The 15,180-nt window shown below is 74.4% G+C and carries 14 protein-coding genes and 2 tRNA genes; 13 read left to right on the top strand and 3 right to left on the bottom strand.

Annotated features, from left to right (window positions below; all coding sequences use genetic code 11):
- Positions 1 to 59: 59 nt before the first annotated feature.
- Entirely contained in the window at positions 60 to 1,178 is a 1,119-nt protein-coding gene (locus GA0115242_RS21600; RefSeq protein ID WP_093830961.1) for a fatty acid desaturase family protein, read from the bottom strand.
- A gap of 210 nt (positions 1,179 to 1,388) precedes the next feature.
- On the opposite strand from GA0115242_RS21600, the gene GA0115242_RS40835 reads away from it, so the two are divergent.
- The 5 genes from GA0115242_RS40835 to GA0115242_RS21580 all read left to right on the top strand — a co-directional run bounded on the left by GA0115242_RS40835 (position 1,389) and on the right by GA0115242_RS21580 (position 5,153).
- Positions 1,389 to 1,475 (top strand) — tRNA-OTHER (locus GA0115242_RS40835).
- A gap of 41 nt (positions 1,476 to 1,516) precedes the next feature.
- Positions 1,517 to 1,603, top strand: a tRNA-OTHER gene (locus GA0115242_RS21595).
- 137 nt (positions 1,604 to 1,740) lie between these two features.
- Positions 1,741 to 2,751: a diacylglycerol/lipid kinase family protein gene (locus GA0115242_RS21590; protein WP_093830959.1), complete on the top strand. Its 1,011-nt coding sequence runs from the start codon at positions 1,741 to 1,743 to the stop codon at positions 2,749 to 2,751.
- Complete coding sequence (locus tag GA0115242_RS21585) at positions 2,748 to 4,220, top strand: MmgE/PrpD family protein (protein ID WP_093830957.1); 1,473 nt, start codon at positions 2,748 to 2,750, stop codon at positions 4,218 to 4,220. The genes GA0115242_RS21590 and GA0115242_RS21585 overlap by 4 nt, the downstream gene beginning before the upstream one ends.
- Positions 4,221 to 4,280: 60 nt before the next feature.
- A complete protein-coding gene (locus GA0115242_RS21580) occupies positions 4,281 to 5,153 on the top strand; it encodes a helix-turn-helix domain-containing protein (RefSeq protein WP_093830955.1) in 873 nt (290 codons plus the stop codon).
- Here the strand turns inward: GA0115242_RS21580 and GA0115242_RS21575 are convergent.
- Both GA0115242_RS21575 and mftG read right to left on the bottom strand, forming a co-directional pair.
- The gene (locus GA0115242_RS21575) at positions 5,110 to 5,478 is read right to left on the bottom strand and encodes a nuclear transport factor 2 family protein (protein WP_093830953.1); all 369 of its coding nucleotides are present in this window, start codon (positions 5,476 to 5,478) and stop codon (positions 5,110 to 5,112) included. The genes GA0115242_RS21580 and GA0115242_RS21575 overlap by 44 nt on opposite strands.
- A gap of 198 nt (positions 5,479 to 5,676) precedes the next feature.
- Entirely contained in the window at positions 5,677 to 7,233 is a 1,557-nt protein-coding gene (mftG, locus tag GA0115242_RS21570; protein ID WP_093830951.1) for a mycofactocin dehydrogenase MftG, read from the bottom strand.
- A 515-nt stretch (positions 7,234 to 7,748) separates the two neighbouring features.
- Between mftG and mftR the strand changes: the two genes are divergently transcribed.
- The 8 genes from mftR to GA0115242_RS21530 all read left to right on the top strand — a co-directional run bounded on the left by mftR (position 7,749) and on the right by GA0115242_RS21530 (position 15,072).
- Positions 7,749 to 8,384 (top strand): mycofactocin system transcriptional regulator, encoded by a 636-nt coding sequence (gene mftR, locus GA0115242_RS21565; protein ID WP_093830949.1) that lies wholly within the window; start codon positions 7,749 to 7,751, stop codon positions 8,382 to 8,384.
- 253 nt (positions 8,385 to 8,637) lie between these two features.
- The gene (mftA, locus tag GA0115242_RS21560) at positions 8,638 to 8,760 is read left to right on the top strand and encodes a mycofactocin precursor MftA (protein ID WP_093830948.1); all 123 of its coding nucleotides are present in this window, start codon (positions 8,638 to 8,640) and stop codon (positions 8,758 to 8,760) included.
- 10 nt (positions 8,761 to 8,770) lie between these two features.
- Entirely contained in the window at positions 8,771 to 9,046 is a 276-nt protein-coding gene (gene mftB / locus GA0115242_RS21555) for a mycofactocin biosynthesis chaperone MftB (RefSeq protein ID WP_093830946.1), read from the top strand.
- On the top strand, positions 9,043 to 10,293 hold the full coding sequence (gene mftC, locus GA0115242_RS21550) for a mycofactocin radical SAM maturase (RefSeq protein ID WP_093830944.1): 1,251 nt from the start codon (positions 9,043 to 9,045) through the stop codon (positions 10,291 to 10,293). Before mftB ends, mftC begins: the two co-directional genes overlap by 4 nt.
- Positions 10,294 to 10,453: 160 nt before the next feature.
- Entirely contained in the window at positions 10,454 to 11,656 is a 1,203-nt protein-coding gene (gene mftD, locus GA0115242_RS21545) for a pre-mycofactocin synthase MftD (protein WP_093830942.1), read from the top strand.
- The gene (gene mftE / locus GA0115242_RS21540; protein ID WP_093830940.1) at positions 11,653 to 12,567 is read left to right on the top strand and encodes a mycofactocin biosynthesis peptidyl-dipeptidase MftE; all 915 of its coding nucleotides are present in this window, start codon (positions 11,653 to 11,655) and stop codon (positions 12,565 to 12,567) included. The genes mftD and mftE overlap by 4 nt, the downstream gene beginning before the upstream one ends.
- The gene (gene mftF / locus GA0115242_RS21535) at positions 12,564 to 13,949 is read left to right on the top strand and encodes a mycofactocin biosynthesis glycosyltransferase MftF (protein ID WP_093830938.1); all 1,386 of its coding nucleotides are present in this window, start codon (positions 12,564 to 12,566) and stop codon (positions 13,947 to 13,949) included. The genes mftE and mftF overlap by 4 nt, the downstream gene beginning before the upstream one ends.
- A 277-nt stretch (positions 13,950 to 14,226) precedes the next feature.
- Entirely contained in the window at positions 14,227 to 15,072 is an 846-nt protein-coding gene (locus GA0115242_RS21530; protein WP_093830936.1) for a mycofactocin-coupled SDR family oxidoreductase, read from the top strand.
- Positions 15,073 to 15,180 lie beyond the last annotated feature (108 nt).

Here is a 15,180-nt window from a genome sequence, read left to right as displayed (position 1 = left end):
GGCACGACCCACCGCCCGGCGCCGGACACGCCGCTGCGCCGGGCCGCCGGGGCCTCGGCTCAGGCGGCGGCGCGCTCCTGGCGGGCCGGCGCGCTGACCTCGTGCAGGAAGGTCGCGACCTCGCGGTACGACGCCCAGAACCCCACCTCGTGGTACGGCATCCCGCGCTCGGCGCAGTACTCCCGGGTCAACTCCCGCGCCCTGCGCAGGCTGCGCTGCGGCATCGCCGGGAACAGGTGGTGCTCCACCTGGTAGTTGAGCCCGCCGTAGAGGAAGTCCATCAGCAGCGACGGCCGGATGTTGCGCGAGGTGAGCACCTGGCGGGCCAGCCAGTCCAGCTCCTCCTCCTCGCCGTCACGCACCGCCATGCCCTTGTGGTTCGGGGCGAAGATCAGCCCGAAGTACACGCCGAGGACCGCCTGCTGGACGAGGATGAACGCCACGCCGAGCGCCACGGGCAGCACCGTGAAGACGAGGGTCAGGTAGACGGCGGCCCGCACGGTGATCAGCGCCGCCTCCAGCCAGCGCCTGCGCACCTCGTTCCTGGCCAGCGTCAGCACGGCGGTGCGCTGCATCTTGTACGACTCCAGCACCAGCAGCACGAAGAACAGCACCGACTGGTACCGCACGATGAACCGGCCCCGGCGGCTGCGGCTCGGGTACTGCTTCATGTCGAAGATCGCGGTGCGCCGCCCTATGTCCGGGTCCTTCTCCAGGTGGTTGGGGTGGCTGTGGTGCCGGTTGTGGTGGTTGACCCACCACCCGTAGCTCACGCCGTTGACGAGGTTCGCGTGGATGTACCCCATCAGGGACGCCGTCCAGTGCGTGCCGAACATCGACTTGTGCCCGGCGTCGTGCCACATGAAGGCGCTCTGCGCACCGCACAGCCCCATCCACACCGCGACCAGCAGTTGCAGCCAGCTGTCACCGAGCTCGAAGAACGCCACGAACCCGACGGCCAGCAGCGCGGTGTTCAGCGCGAGTTTGCCGACGTAGTAGCCGCGCGCCGGGTTGAGCAGGCCCTCGGCCTTGACCCGCTGAAGCAACTCCGCGAAGGACGCGGAGGCGCCCACCGCACCGGCCGGGGAAACGCGGACCGCGTCGGGCACGGCAGCCAGAGGCTTGGTCGCGCCCGCCCCCGAACGCTTGGCCAAGGCATCGTCGTGAGGTGATTGCATACCTCTTTCTCCTTGCAAGAGACGGTCCGTCAGAAAAGACGGGACGGGGTCTCATGGTCGGGCGGACGACTGACGGAACACTGACCGGTCCCTGACCGGACCCCGCCGGGATTCCCCCGAAGACGTCAGGCCTCCGTCAGCGGATCGTCAGAGCGGTGCGGCAGAGTAATTCTCGTAACCGGCACCGGGGAAATCCGGAACCGGGAACAGGGAGAGGTGCCCGGAGTGGTTTATCGGGGATCGGTTCGCTGGTCGGGTGGCTTGCTGCTCGCGCAGGTTCGAATCCTGCCCTCTCCGCGTGGTGTCCGGTGCTGGGTGTGTGGTGGTGCCGGTTTTTGGGAGAGGTGCCCGGAGTGGTTTATCGGGGACCGGTTCGCTGGTCGGGTGGTTCGCCGCCCGCGCAGGTTCGAATCCTGCCCTCTCCGCCGGACTGTCGTGCCGTCGCCGTACCCGGTGCGACGTACCGCCGTACCGCGCCGCGGGCCCTCCGCGAGCGCGGTCGAGGCGTGCGCCCACCGCGCGGACACCCGCGCACCGCTCGATCCCCGACGGGAGCCCCGCCATGACCCCCTCCACCCCGCCCCGGCATGCCGTCGTCATCGCCAACCCCACCGCGGGCACCATCGACGACGCCCTCCTCGACGGCCTCCTCGCGCAGTGCGCGCGGACGTCCACCCGGGCCACCCTGGTCCGCACGACGCGCGTCGGTGACGCCGAGGCCGCCGCCCGCGCCGCCGCCGCGGGCCACCACGGCCCCGTGGACCTGGTCGTCGCCGTCGGCGGGGACGGCACCGTGCACGAGGTGATCGAGGGGCTGACCCGCACACCCCCGCACGGCACGGGCGACGCCCCCGCGCTCGTCATCGTCCCGGCCGGCACCGGCAACTCCGGCTACCTGATGCTCTGGGGCGAACGCCCCTGGCAGGAGAGCCTGCACGCCGTCCTGACCGGCTCCGCCGAGCACGCGGCCCCGCGCCCGCTCGACCTGGCCCGGGTCGCCGAGACCGGCGCCAAGGTCTTCCTCGGCGCCTGCTCGGGCGTCATCGCGGACGCCCTCCGCGTGGCCCGCTCGATCCCGCTCAGCGGACGCGCCCGCTACGCCTGCGCCTTCGCCGACTCCGCCGCCGCCTTCACCCCCTACCCGGGCCGGGTCACCGTCGACGGCACCGTCCTGCACGAGGGCCCGACGGTCCTCGCCAACGTCGGCGGCGGACGCTTCCGGGGCGGCCAGTACCAGGTGCTGCCCCGCTCCGAACTGGACGACGGACTGCTGGACGTCTGCGTCGTCGACGGCACCGTCGCCCCCTCCCGGGTGCCGGAGCTGACCCGGCACGGCGACCACCTCGGCAGCCCCGGGATCTGGTACGGCCGGGGCCGCCGCATCGTCGTCGAACGGCTGGACGGGGAACCGCTCTGCTTCGAGCACGACGGCGAACTCCAGCCGCCCACCCTGCGGCGCGCCACCCTGGAGGTGCTGCCCGCCGCGCTGACCGTCTGGGGGCGGCCCACCGCACGCCTCTCGACCAGCGGCTCCCGCGCGGGAGCCGGACCCGACGCGACGGAGACCGCATGACCGGCCTGACCGACCTCTGCGACTGGGCCGCCGGACTGCGGTACGCCGACGTCCCGGAACGGGTGCGCGCGCTCGCGGCCAGCCAGGTGCTGTCCCAGGCCGCCGCCATCCGCGCCGGACTCCACCACCCCCTGGGACGGCGGCTGGTGACGGCGTTCGGGCCGCCGCTGCAGGCCGACCCCCGGCAGAGCGCGGCCGTCCTCGCCGCCCTCGGCTCCTGGCTCAACCTCGACGACACCGCCTACGCCGGACACCTCTCCAACTCCACCGTCGCCGTACCGCTCGCCCACGCGCACGGCCTCGGACTCGACGGCGCCCGCCTGATCACCGCGGTGGTGGCCGCCAACGAGGTCGCGGCCCGCGTGACCGCGGCGGCGACCCTGGGCCCGCTGCGCGGACAGAGCGCCGTCCACACCCACCTGGCCGGGGCGGTCGCGGGCCGCCTGCACAGCGAGGGCGCCCCCGGATCCCGCTGGGCCGACGCCCTCGGACTGGCCTTCGCGATGCCGCACCGGCCCCTGATGCGGGCCTTCCTCGCCAGCGACGCGCGGCTCCTGAACACCTTCACCCCGGTGCGCGCGGGCCTCGACGCCTGCGACGCCGCCGCCGCGGGACTGCGCGGCGCACCGGACCTGATGGAGCATCCGGACGGGTTCCTCGCCGCCTTCGCCGACGTCCCGCTGCCCGGCGCGCTCACCGACGGACTCGGCGAACGCTGGTACACCGAGACGCTCTCCTTCAAGATGCGCCCCGGCGGCCCCGGCATCGACGCGGCCGTCGACTGCGCCCTCGAACTCCACCGGGAACTGGGCGGCCCGGCCGCGGACGAGGTGGCCGAGGTGGTCGTCGAGGCGTCCCTGTACACCCTGTTCGCGGGCCGCAAGGCGGAGAGCTACGTCACCGGACCCGACGCGCCCCTCGGCGCCCTGGTCCTGCACACCCCCTACCCGGTGGCGACCGCGCTGCTCACCGGCCGCCTCGCGGTCGCCGACTTCGAGGGCCCGCTCCTGGCCGAGCCGGACCGCTGGCGTCTCGCCGACCGGGTCCGGGTCGTACACGATCCGGACCTCACCCGCGCGCTGTTCGCCTCGGAGGCGCCGTTCGGCGAGGCGGTCCGCGCGGCCGGGGCCGGGGCCGGGCCCTGGACCAGGGCGTTCGGCGGCGCCGAGACCGAGGAGATCGCGCGGCGGGCGAACGAGGGCCGGGCGCCGTCCGACTTCAGCCGGGCCACCAAGACGACCGGGGCCAGGGTGACCGTCACCCTCAAGGACGGCAGGACCCTGACCCGGGAGCGGCTGATCCCGCTCGGCGCCGCCGGACCGCACACCCGTGAGCACCACGCGGAGCTGGTGCGGGAGAAGTTCACCGGCCTGGGCGGCGCGGCCGCGACGGCGCGCGCGGCGGCCGGACTGGCGTCGATGGACGCCGGCGGGGTGCGCCGGTGGACGGCGGACGCCCTCACCGGATGAGTACCCCTGGACCGGTTTTGGCATATTTTGCTGGCAACGTGAATACACTAGAGTTAATGCATGCGTTACAACGAATGGCACGTGGGGCGCGGGCAGAACGTCGGAAGCCTGTTACGCGAATGGCGGACGAGACGCCGCATGAGCCAGCTCGAACTCGCTTCCAGGGCTGACAGTTCGGCGCGGCACATCAGCTTCATCGAGACCGGACGGGCCAGCCCCAGCCGCAACATGCTGTTGCGCTTCGCGGACCAGATGGACATACCCATTCGCGAACGCAACGTTTTGCTGGTGGCTGCCGGATTCGCCCCGCATTTTCCCGAGAGCTCCTTCGGGGAATCCGACGACCTCAGCGTGCTGCGCACGGAGCTGCGCAGGCTGCTGGTCGCCTACGAACCCAACCCGGTCCTGATCCACGACGCGCAGTACCACCTCGTCGAGGCCAACGGAGCCTTCCACGCACTGGTCGCCGACGTGGCGGACCATCTCCTCGCCCCGCCCCTCAACGTCATGCGGCTGAGCCTGCACCCCGAGGGACTCGCGCCCCGGATCCGCAGATACCCCGTGTGGCGGGCCCACTTGCTGGGGCGCCTGCGCCACCGGCTCACCGTGAGCGGCTCGGCGCCGCTGAGAGCCCTGTACGACGAGGTGAGCGGCTACCCGCTGCCGCCCGGCCGCCGCGGCGAGGACAGCGGAACCCTCGTGGAGGGCGACTTCTTCCCCTACGCGCTGCCGCTGCTGCTGGAGCACGAGGGCCAGGTGCTGTCACTGGTGTCGGCGCTGATGACGCTGAGCGCGCCCACCGAAGTCACCGTCTCCGAGCTGGAGGTCGAGACCTTCCTGCCCGCCAACGCGGAGACGGCGGAAGCCCTTCAGGCGCTGCGGACCGAGGTCACGCGGACGGAAGCCGGTCGAGGAATCCGCTCACCGAGCTGATCCGGCCGTCCTCCGCCAGCGTGATGACGTCGGAGCCGCCCGCCGGGGACGAGCCGTCGGCCGTCGACACCAGGTCCCACGAGAAGCGTGCGATGTGGTGGTTGCCGTCGACCTCGCCCTTGAGCTTGAACTCGAAGCCGGGGAACTGCTGGTGCGCGCCCTCGATGGCGGCCGCGACGCCCTCGTGCCCCTTCACGTCCACCAGCGGGTCGGTGTAGGTGCCGTCCTCGGTCCACGCCTCGGCGACGGCCTTGGCGACGGCCTCGGAGTCCGGGGCGTTCCAGGCGGCGAGGTAGCGGCTGACGGCGGTCGTGTACTGGCTCATGAACTGCGTCCTTTCGGGAACGTCTGCGCGGGCCGTCGTCGTACGACGATGCCTGTCACCACTCTCTCCTTGGGTCCTTGGGGAGTCGATTACCCGCGAGGTAATGAGGGATCCGCCGAGGTCGGCGCGGTGCGGACGGCCTCCGCCGGGACCGCCGCGCGACGGCCGGGACGGACCGCCGGCGGGCGGTCCCCCGCGTCATCCGGCGGCCGTTCCCGGCCCGGGGCGCCGCATCGCGTCGGCGATCACCTCGCCGACGAGGACGGCCGTGGCCGCCGGACCGCGCAGCGGCGCCGTGGGCAGGATCGAGGTGTCCGCCACGCGCAGCCCCGCGACACCGTGCACCCGCCCGTACTGGTCGACGGCCGCCCCCGGGTCGTCGGGCGGCCCCATCGGGACGGTTCCGCAGGCATGGTGGGACGTGCCGAGCCGCCCGCGTATCCAGGCGTCGAGCGACCGGTCGTCGCCGAGCACCCCGGGCGCCGGGTCCCCGGTCTCCTCGGCGAGCGCGCGGAACGCCCCGGTGGCGGTGACCGCGGCGGCGGCCCGCACGCCCTCCCGCAGCCGGCGCCGGTCGTCGTCGGCAGCGAGGTAGTGGTAGTCGATGAGCGGGGCGCCCTCCGGGTCGCCGTCGCGCAGCCGGAACCTGCCCGTGCGCCGGGTCGCCTGCGCGGATATCAGGAAGGCGAGGCGCCGATCCCCGTCCGGGACGGGTCCCGCCAGGGCGTCGAGCGGCGTGAGGGACTGGAGGATCTCCAGGTCGCCGCCGGGGGAGCCGTCGCAGGACGGCAGGTGCAGGCAGCCGCCGAGCCAGGAACCGCCGGGCGGCTCCAGCTCCCGGCGCGGTGTCCACGCCAGCACCACCTGCGGGTGGTCGCTGAACCGCGCGCCGACGGCGGGCAGATGGCGGACGACGGGCAGCCCGAGCCGCCGCAGCTCCTCCCGTGGCCCGATCCCCGACAGGTGCAGGAGCTGCGGGGTGGCGAAGGAACCGGCGCAGAGCACGACCTCGCCCGCGGGGAGCACCTCGCGCCGTCCGCCCCGGTCGACGACCACGCCCGTCGCGCGGCCCCGGGAGACGGTGACCCGGCACACCCGGGTCAGGCCGGACACCGTCAGGTTCGGGCGGTCGAGCACCGGGAGCAGATAGCTGAGGGCGGTGTTGTGCCGTATGCCGTCCACGCTGTTGCTGGGCAGCGGGCCGAAGCCGGGCCGCGCCTGGTCGTTCTTGTCCGGCTCCCGGGGGTGGCCCAGTTCGGCGGCGGCGGCCTCGAACGCGGCGGCCGCCGGGTGGGTGAGCGCCGTGCGCCGCACGGGCACGGGCCCGCTGCCGCCGTGCAGGTCGCTCGCGCCCAGGTCGAGGTCGGTCTCCAGCCCGCGCAGGAACGGCAGGACCCGGTCGTAGGCCCAGGCGGGGTTCCCGGCCGCCGCCCACCGGTCGAAGTCCGCGCGCCGGGCGCGCACGAAGTAGCCCCCGTTGACGGTGGTCGAGCCGCCGAGGAACCTGCCCCGGGGGACGGTGTAGGGGTGGTCCCGGGTCAGATGGACGGCGAGCGGCCGGACCGCGGGGTCACCGGGATCGGCGCCCGGGACCCGCCGCGCGTCGAGGAGTCGGGCCGGGAACGCGTGGCGGGCGCGGGGCGCCTGACCCTCGTCGAGGAGCAGGACCGAGCGGTCGGCGTCCTCGCTCAGCCGGGCGGCCAGCGGAGCGCCGCCCGCCCCCGCCCCGACGACGATCACGTCGTACCGGCTCACCACGACACCCCCGCGCGGCGCCCGCACGACACGGCCCAGGGTGACGACAACTGCGACATCGACGGGTTCTCCCTCGTGAGTGGCGGTCCCGGCCCGGCAGGACGTCCCGGCGCGGCGCCGTCGAGCGCGGACGGCGGTGTCCGGGATGTACGGTGCGCGCGGCGACCGGCACGGCGCACTCCGTGCGGGCGCGGACGAACGCGGCCCCGGTGGCCGGTGACACCACCGGCCGGGGGCGGAGCCCGCGACGGTCACGGGACGGCGGGCCGGTGCCCGGCCGCGCGACCGGGCGGGCAGGAGCAGCCGATGATAGGGCCCCGGGTGGGCGCCGCCGACGGCCGCCGGCCGATCCGCCCGCCCGGCCGCCCGGGTCCACCGGCACCGCGCGGTCCCGTCCGGCGGGGGAGCGGGGGTCGATCGGCCTGCTCAGGGGGGCGCGGGTGCCGGGCGGAGACCTCGTAGGCTGCGGGGTAGCCGGGGGAGCCACCCGGACGCGGCGCTGAGGAGGGGTGCGGGTGAAGAGCCTTCGCGGCAGAGCGGACGGCACGGTGGGCCAGGGCAGAGCGGGCAGGCCGCGCGCGACCTCACGGGACGCGCTGGAGCGCCTGGGCTTCGAACTGTTCGCCCGGGAGGGCTTCGACCGGACCACGGTCGACGACATCGCCGCGGCGGCGGGGATCGGCCGCCGCACCTTCTTCCGCTACTTCGCCTCCAAGAACGATCTCGTCTGGGGCGACTTCGAGGTGCAGCTGGTCCGACTCGAAGCGCTGCTGGACGCCGCCGATCCGGCCATCTCGACCATGGACGCGCTCCGGTGCGCCGTGGTCGAGTTCAACCGGTTCGACCCCTCTGTGGTGACCTGGCACCGGCAGCGCATGTCGCTGATCCTGCGCGTGCCCACCCTCCAGGCCGACTCCGCGCTGCGGTACACGTCCTGGCGCGGCCTGGTGACCGCCTTCGCCGCCCGCCGGATGGAGCAGACCCCCGCCGACCCGGTGCCCCGGCTGATCGGGCACGCGGTGCTGGCCGCCTGCATCGCCTCCTACGAGCACTGGCTCGACGACGACGCGTCGAGCCTCGAAGACCTGCTCGACACCTCCCTGCGGCACCTCGCCACGGGCCTGGGACCGGCCTCCGCGCCCTCCGCCTGACCGCTCCGCGACCACCTCTCCCGGCGGGCGTCCCCCGGACCCCGTCGGCTTCGCCATGCCCCAACGCGCTTGCCTGCGCTGGCAGTTGGCCGAAAACCATGCGCGCGGACCCCTCGGCGCGGCGCCGCCGGGAACTGGTGAGGAGAACTCCCTTCCATTTCGGCACCCGGTGTCATTACTCTCTCGGTGTTCGAGCGCACCGCCCCGCGACGCACAGCTGTGCGATCGCTGACGACCCCTCAGGGAGACTGTCATGAGCGAGCCCGCGACCACCCCGTCCGTCACCGCCGACGAGGACGTCACCACCGAGACCGTGATCGAGGCCGAGGACCTCGTCGAGGAGATCTCCATCGACGGCATGTGCGGCGTCTACTAGGGGCCGCGCCGTGACCACGGTCGACCTCGACCGCGCCTGGGACCTGCACAGCCAGGTCTCGGTGCGGCCCGAACCCTTCGGCGCGCTGCTCTACCACTTCGGCACCCGCAGGCTCACCTTCCTCAAGGACCGCCGCCTGCTCGCCGTCGTCCGGTCGCTCGCCGACGCGCCCAGCGCACGCGAGGCGTGCCGCGCCGCCGGAGTCCGCGACGACGAACTCGCCTCCTACCGCAGCGCGCTCACCGCACTCGTCCGCTCCTCGATGGTCGTAGGAAGGAACCCATGACCGCCCCGGCGAAGACCGAGCGATCCGATCGGCAACCCGCCCGCCTGGTCGACCTGTTCGAACACGGGCTGGACGCGCCGATCTGCCTCACCTGGGAGCTGACGTACGCGTGCAACCTGGCCTGCACCCACTGCCTGTCCAGCTCGGGGCGGCGCGATCCGCGCGAACTGACCACCCGTGAGGCCAAGGCCGTCATCGACGAACTGGAGGCCATGCAGGTCTTCTACGTCAACATCGGCGGCGGCGAGCCCACCCTGCGCCCCGACTTCTGGGAACTGCTCGACTACGCCACCGCCCACCGCGTCGGCGTGAAGTTCTCCACCAACGGGGCCCGCATCACCCCGGACGCGGCCCGCCGCCTGGCCGCCAACGACTACGTCGACGTGCAGATCTCTCTCGACGGCGCCACCCCGGACGTCAACGACGCGGTGCGCGGCCCCGGTTCGTACGACACGGCCGTGCGGGCGATGCGCAACCTCGCCGACGCCGGGATGAAGAACTTCAAGCTCTCCGTGGTCTGCACCCGGCACAACATCCCCCAGCTCGACGGGTTCGCGGAGCTGGCCGACCGCTACGGCGCCCAACTCCGCCTGACCCGGCTGCGTCCGTCCGGGCGGGGTGCGGACGTCTGGGACGAGCTGCACCCCACCAGCGCCCAACAGCGCGTCCTGTACGACTGGTTGCTCGCCCACGGCGAACGGGTGCTGACCGGCGACTCGTTCTTCCACCTCTCCGCCTACGGCGAGTCGCTGCCCGGCCTCAACCTCTGCGGCGCCGGACGCGTCGTCTGCCTGATCGACCCCGTCGGCGACGTCTACGCCTGCCCGTTCGCCATCCACGACGACTTCCTCGCCGGGAACGTCCGCGACCCCGGCGGGTTCACCGGGGTGTGGCGCGCGTCGGAGCTCTTCCGCGAGCTGCGCACCCCGCAGCAGGGCGGCGCCTGCGCGTCCTGCTCCTTCTACGACACCTGCAAGGGCGGGTGCATGGCGGCCAAGTTCTTCACCGGGCTGCCGCTGGACGGCCCCGACCCCGAATGCGTGCGCGGCTTCGGCGAGGAGAGCCTCGCCCGCCGCGCCGACGACGGCACACAGGTCCCGCACTCCTCGGTGGACCACTCACGCCGGACCGCCCCCCGCGCGCGGACGGGCCCGGTGGACCTCGTGCTCGTCCGCCGCCCCGACCTCACGGCGCCGCCGGTCTCCGACTGCGCCGAGGACCCCCTGGCGGGCCTGCGCTTCTCCTGACCACCCGGGCCCCGGCCCGCTCCGGAGCCCCGTCCGCCGTCCCGTCCGCCGTCCCGTCCCCGTCCCGTCGCCGACGGGGACGCGGCCGCCGTCCCCGTCCGCCGGACGGCCCGTGCCGTACCACCCGTTCACCGCCAGCCCACCGGAAGAGACATCCCGCATGTTTGAGAACCCCTGGTTCGAGACGATCGCCGAAGCGCAGCGCCGCGCCAGGAAACGCCTCCCGAGCACGGTCTACGGCGCCCTCGTCGCCGGTTCGGAACGCGGCCGCACCATCGACGCCAACACCGACGCCTTCGCCCAACTCGGCTTCGTGCCACGGCTGGTGGGCCACCACGCGCAGCGCGACCTGAGCACCACCGTGCTGGGCGTGCCGACCTCGATGCCTGTCCTCGTCTCCCCGACCGGCGTCCAGGCCGTGCACCCGGAGGGCGAGGTGGCGGTGGCCCGCGCCGCCGCGTCCAGGGGCGTCGTCATGGGACTCAGCTCGTTCGCCAGCAGGTCCGTCGAGGACGTCGCCGCCGCGGGCCCCGACCTCTTCTTCCAGATGTACTGGAGCGGCAGTCGCGAGGCCATGACGCAGCGCATGGACCGGGCCCGTGCCGCGGGGGCCAAGGCGCTCGTCGTCACCCTCGACTGGTCCTTCTCCCACGGCCGGGACTGGGGGAGCCCCTCCATCCCGGAGAAGCTCGACCTGCGCACCGCCCTGCGCTTCGCCCCCGACGTGCTGCCCCGCCCGGGATGGCTGTGGAAGTACGCGCGCTCCGGACGCCTGCCCGACCTCACCACCCCCAACATGCTGGATGCCGGGGGCCGCGCTCTCACCTTCTTCGGCGCCTACGGCGAGTGGATGCAGACACCCCCGCCCACCTGGTCGGACATCGCCTGGCTGCGGGCCGAGTGGGGCGGCCCGTTCCTGCTCAAGGGCGTGGCCCGGGTGGACGACGCACGGCGCGCCGTCGACGCCGGGGTGACCGCGCTGTCCGTCTCCAACCACGGCGGCAACAATCTGGACACCACCCCCGCCGCCGTCCGCATCCTGCCCGCGATCGCTGCGGCCGTCGGCGACCAGGTGGAGGTCCTGATGGACGGCGGTGTCCGGCGCGGCGGCGACGTCGCCAAGGCGCTGGCCCTGGGCGCGCGGGCCGTCATGATCGGCCGCGCCTACCTGTGGGGCCTGGCCGCCAACGGGCAGACGGGCGTGGAGAACGTCCTCGACATCCTGCGCGGCGGCCTGGACTCGGCCGTGCTCGGTCTCGGCCACGGCTCCGTCCACGATCTGTCCCCCGCGGACCTCGTGGTGCCCGCCGACTTCCCCCTCGCCCTCGGGGTCACCGCCGAAGAGACGGTCCTGCGGCCATGACCCCGACCCCGCGACGCGCCGCCGGCTCCCCGCGGGACCGCGCGGCGGGCCTGGCCGACCTGACCTGGCCCGAGGTCCCGCGCGACGTGCTGGTCCTGGTCCCGCTCGGCTCGACCGAACAGCACGGGCCGCACCTTCCGTTCGACACCGACAGCGTCATCGCCGCCGCCGTCGCCCAGCGGGTCGCGGAGCTGCTGCCCGCCCGGGAGGAGGGCGGTGTGCTGGTGGCGCCCGCGCTGGCCTACGGCGCGAGCGGCGAGCACGCCGGTTTCCCCGGCACCGTCTCCATCGGCGACAGCGCCCTGCGGATCGTCGTCGTCGAGATGGTGCGGTCGCTGGGGATCTGGGCCGGGAGGATCGTCTTCGTCAATGGCCACGGCGGGAACGTGGCCGCGCTCGACGACGCCGTCGGACAGATGCGCGCCGAGGGCCACGACGTGGCGTGGACCGGGTGCGACGTCCCCGGCGGCGACCCGCACGCCGGACGGACCGAGACCTCGGTGATGCTCCACCTGGCGCCCGACCGGGTACGCCTCGACGCCGCCGTCGCCGGGGACACCCGGCCGCTGGCCGTCCTCCTGCCCGAACTGCGGGCGCGCGGGGTCCGAGGCGTCGCTCCCTCCGGGGTGCTCGGCGACCCGACGGGCGCCACCGCGGAGGAGGGTCTGCGCACGGTCCGGGCCATGACCGCCGGGGCCCTGCGACGGATCACCACCGGAGTGCCCGACGCCCGCGGCCGACTCGTCGTCCCGGAGGCCCCGGAGGTCTGGGAGACACCGGAGACCCCGGAGGCCCCTGACACCCCGCAGGTCTGGGAGACGTCGGACGCCTCGGAGGCGCCATCCGCCCCCGCCTCAGCCCCGGCGCCCGCCCCGACCGGGCGTCCCGAGGCGGAACGGGTGGCCAGGTGACGCTTCCTCACGGCTTCGAGATCACGCTCGACCGGCACACCCGGGTCCTGGAGGGCGGCCGGGTCCTGGTCGGCGGCCACCCGACCCGGCTGCTGCGGCTCACCCCCCGGGCGCGGCGGCTGCTCACCGGCTCCACGCTGCGGGTGCGGGACGCGGCGAGCGCCCTGCTGGCGGACCGGCTCCTCGAACTCGGCATGGCCAACCCCGTGGTGGAGAGGCTCGCGGAGCCGCCCGACACCCGCTGCACCGTCGTCGTCCCGGTGCGCGACCGCCCGCGTCAGCTCGACCGGCTCCTCGCGGGCATCGACGACGGCACTCCGGTGATCGTCGTCGACGACGGTTCGCGCGACCCGGCGGCGGTGGCCGCCGTGGTGGCCGCGCACCGGGCCCGGCTGGTCACCCTGCCCGTCAACGTGGGCCCCGCCGGGGCGCGCAACGCGGGCTGGCGGCTCGTCACCACCCCGTTCGTGGCCTTCGTCGACTCGGACATCGTCCTCGGGCCGGACACCGTCCCCACCCTGCTGCGGCACTTCACCGACCCGAAGGTGGCCATGGCGGTGCCCCGGATCTCCGGGCTGCCGGTGCGCAGGGCGGGGTGGATCGCCCGCTACGAGCACGCGCGCTCCGCCCTCGACCTGGGCGCGCACCCGGCCGCCGTGCGCCCCGGAACCCCCGTCTCCTGGGCGTCCACCGCGTGCGTCGTGCTGCGCACGGACGCGCTCGAGGACGGCTTCGACGACGCGATGCGGGTGGGGGAGGACGTCGACCTGTGCTGGCGGCTCCTGGAGTCCGGCGGCCGGGTCCGCTACGAACCCGCCGTCAGCGCGGAGCACGAGCACCGCACCCGGCTCGGCGACTGGTTCCTGCGCAAGGCCGTCTACGGCACGGGCGCGCAGCCGCTCGCCGACCGTCACCCCGAGTTCATCGCCCCGGCCGTGTTCGCCCCCTGGAGCCTGGCCTTCGTGGGACTGCTGCTGGTCCAGCGGCGCTGGGCGCTCCCGGTGGCCGGTGCCGTCCTCGGCGGTGTCACCCTGCGGATCGCCCGCAAGGCCGCCGGGACCCGGCATCCGCACCGGCTGGCGCTCGGGCTCGCGGGGCGCGGGGCGGTCGGCGCGCTGGCCCAGACGTCCGCGCTGCTGACCCGGCACTGGTGGCCGCTGACCGCCGTCGGCTGCCTGGTCTCCCGCCGGGTGCGCCGGGCCGCGGCGCTCGCCGCGGTGGCCGACGTCGCCCTGGAGTACCGGCGCGAGCGGGTCGCGCTCGACCCGGTCCGCTACGGCGTCGCCCGGCGCCTCGACGACCTCGCGTACGGCGCCGGGGTGTGGCTGTCCGCGCTCCGGGGACGTTCCGTCGCCGCCCTGCGCCCCCGGATCACCCGGTGAACCCCCGCGCGCCGGGCCTCCCAGGCCGGGCGCGCATCCGGCCGGGACCCGGCGGGGGCCGCCCCGCCGAGTCCGGCGGCCGTCCGCGGCTCCCGCGGTCCGCCCGAGTCGGCGGGACCCCCGCCGCGGAAGCGCTCCACGGCTCCCGACCGCCCGCCGACGGCCCGCCCCGAGCCCCGGCACCCCCAGACCCCCCGGAACGCGGCACGGCCGCCGAACGGGACCCATCACCCGTGGGACGGCGAGCAACGTCTCGCCCGGAAAGAGGACTTGAGAGATGACCGACAGCATTCCCGAGGTCGCGGTGCCCGGTGCGCCCATCGCCCGGAGGTTCGAGAACAAGGTCGTGTTCGTCACCGGCGCGGCCCGGGGACAGGGCCGCGCCGAGGCGCTGCGGTTCGCCGCCGAGGGCGCGGACATCATCGCGCTCGACATCTGCGAGGACCTGCCGCTGACCGACTACCCGGGCTCGACCCCGGAGGACCTCGCCGAGACGGCGCGGCTGATCGAGAAGTCCGGCCGCCGGGTGCGCACGCACAAGGTCGACGTGCGGGACTTCGCCGCCCTGCGGTCCGCGCTCCAGGAGAGCGTGGCCGAGCTGGGCCGTCTGGACGTCGTGGTGGTCAACGCCGGGATGGTGACGGCGGGCCGCGCCTGGGAGATCGACCTCGAACACTGGAACACCACCCTGGACATCAACCTCACCGGGGCGTTCCACACCGTCAAGGCGGCCATTCCGCTGATGATCGAGCAGGCCACCGGCGGGGCCATCGTCTTCACCAGCTCCGTCGCGGGTCTGAAGGGCCTGCCCATGCTGGCCGACTACGTGGCCGCCAAACACGGCGTCACCGGCCTCGCCAAGACCCTCGCCAACGAGCTGGCGGAGTACCGGATCCGGGTCAACAGCGTGCACCCGCACGGGGTGCGCACCAAGCTCGTGCCCGGCATCCTCAACCTGCTGGACGACCACCCCGAGGTGGCCGAGTTCTACCAGAGCACCCTGCCCGGCGAGATGAGCGAGTCCGAGGACATCGCGGCGGCCATCGCGTGGATAGCCTCCGACGAGGCCCGCCACGTGACCGGCGTCCAGCTCCCCGTGGACCTCGGCCGCACCAACCGCTGACCGGCCCCGGCGGGCGGGAGACCCGCTCCCGCCCGCCGGACCCGGCACCGCCGGGGGCCTCGGCGGGTGACGCCGTGGCCGTGCGGCCCGTACCGCCCCCGGCCGCGG

Source organism: Streptomyces sp. SolWspMP-5a-2 (assembly GCF_900091845.1).
In the GTDB taxonomy this organism is placed as follows: Bacteria; Actinomycetota; Actinomycetes; order Streptomycetales; family Streptomycetaceae; genus Streptomyces; species Streptomyces doudnae.
The sequence above is the reverse complement of the archived record's forward strand: the minus strand, read 5'-3'. Positions and strand labels throughout refer to the sequence as shown.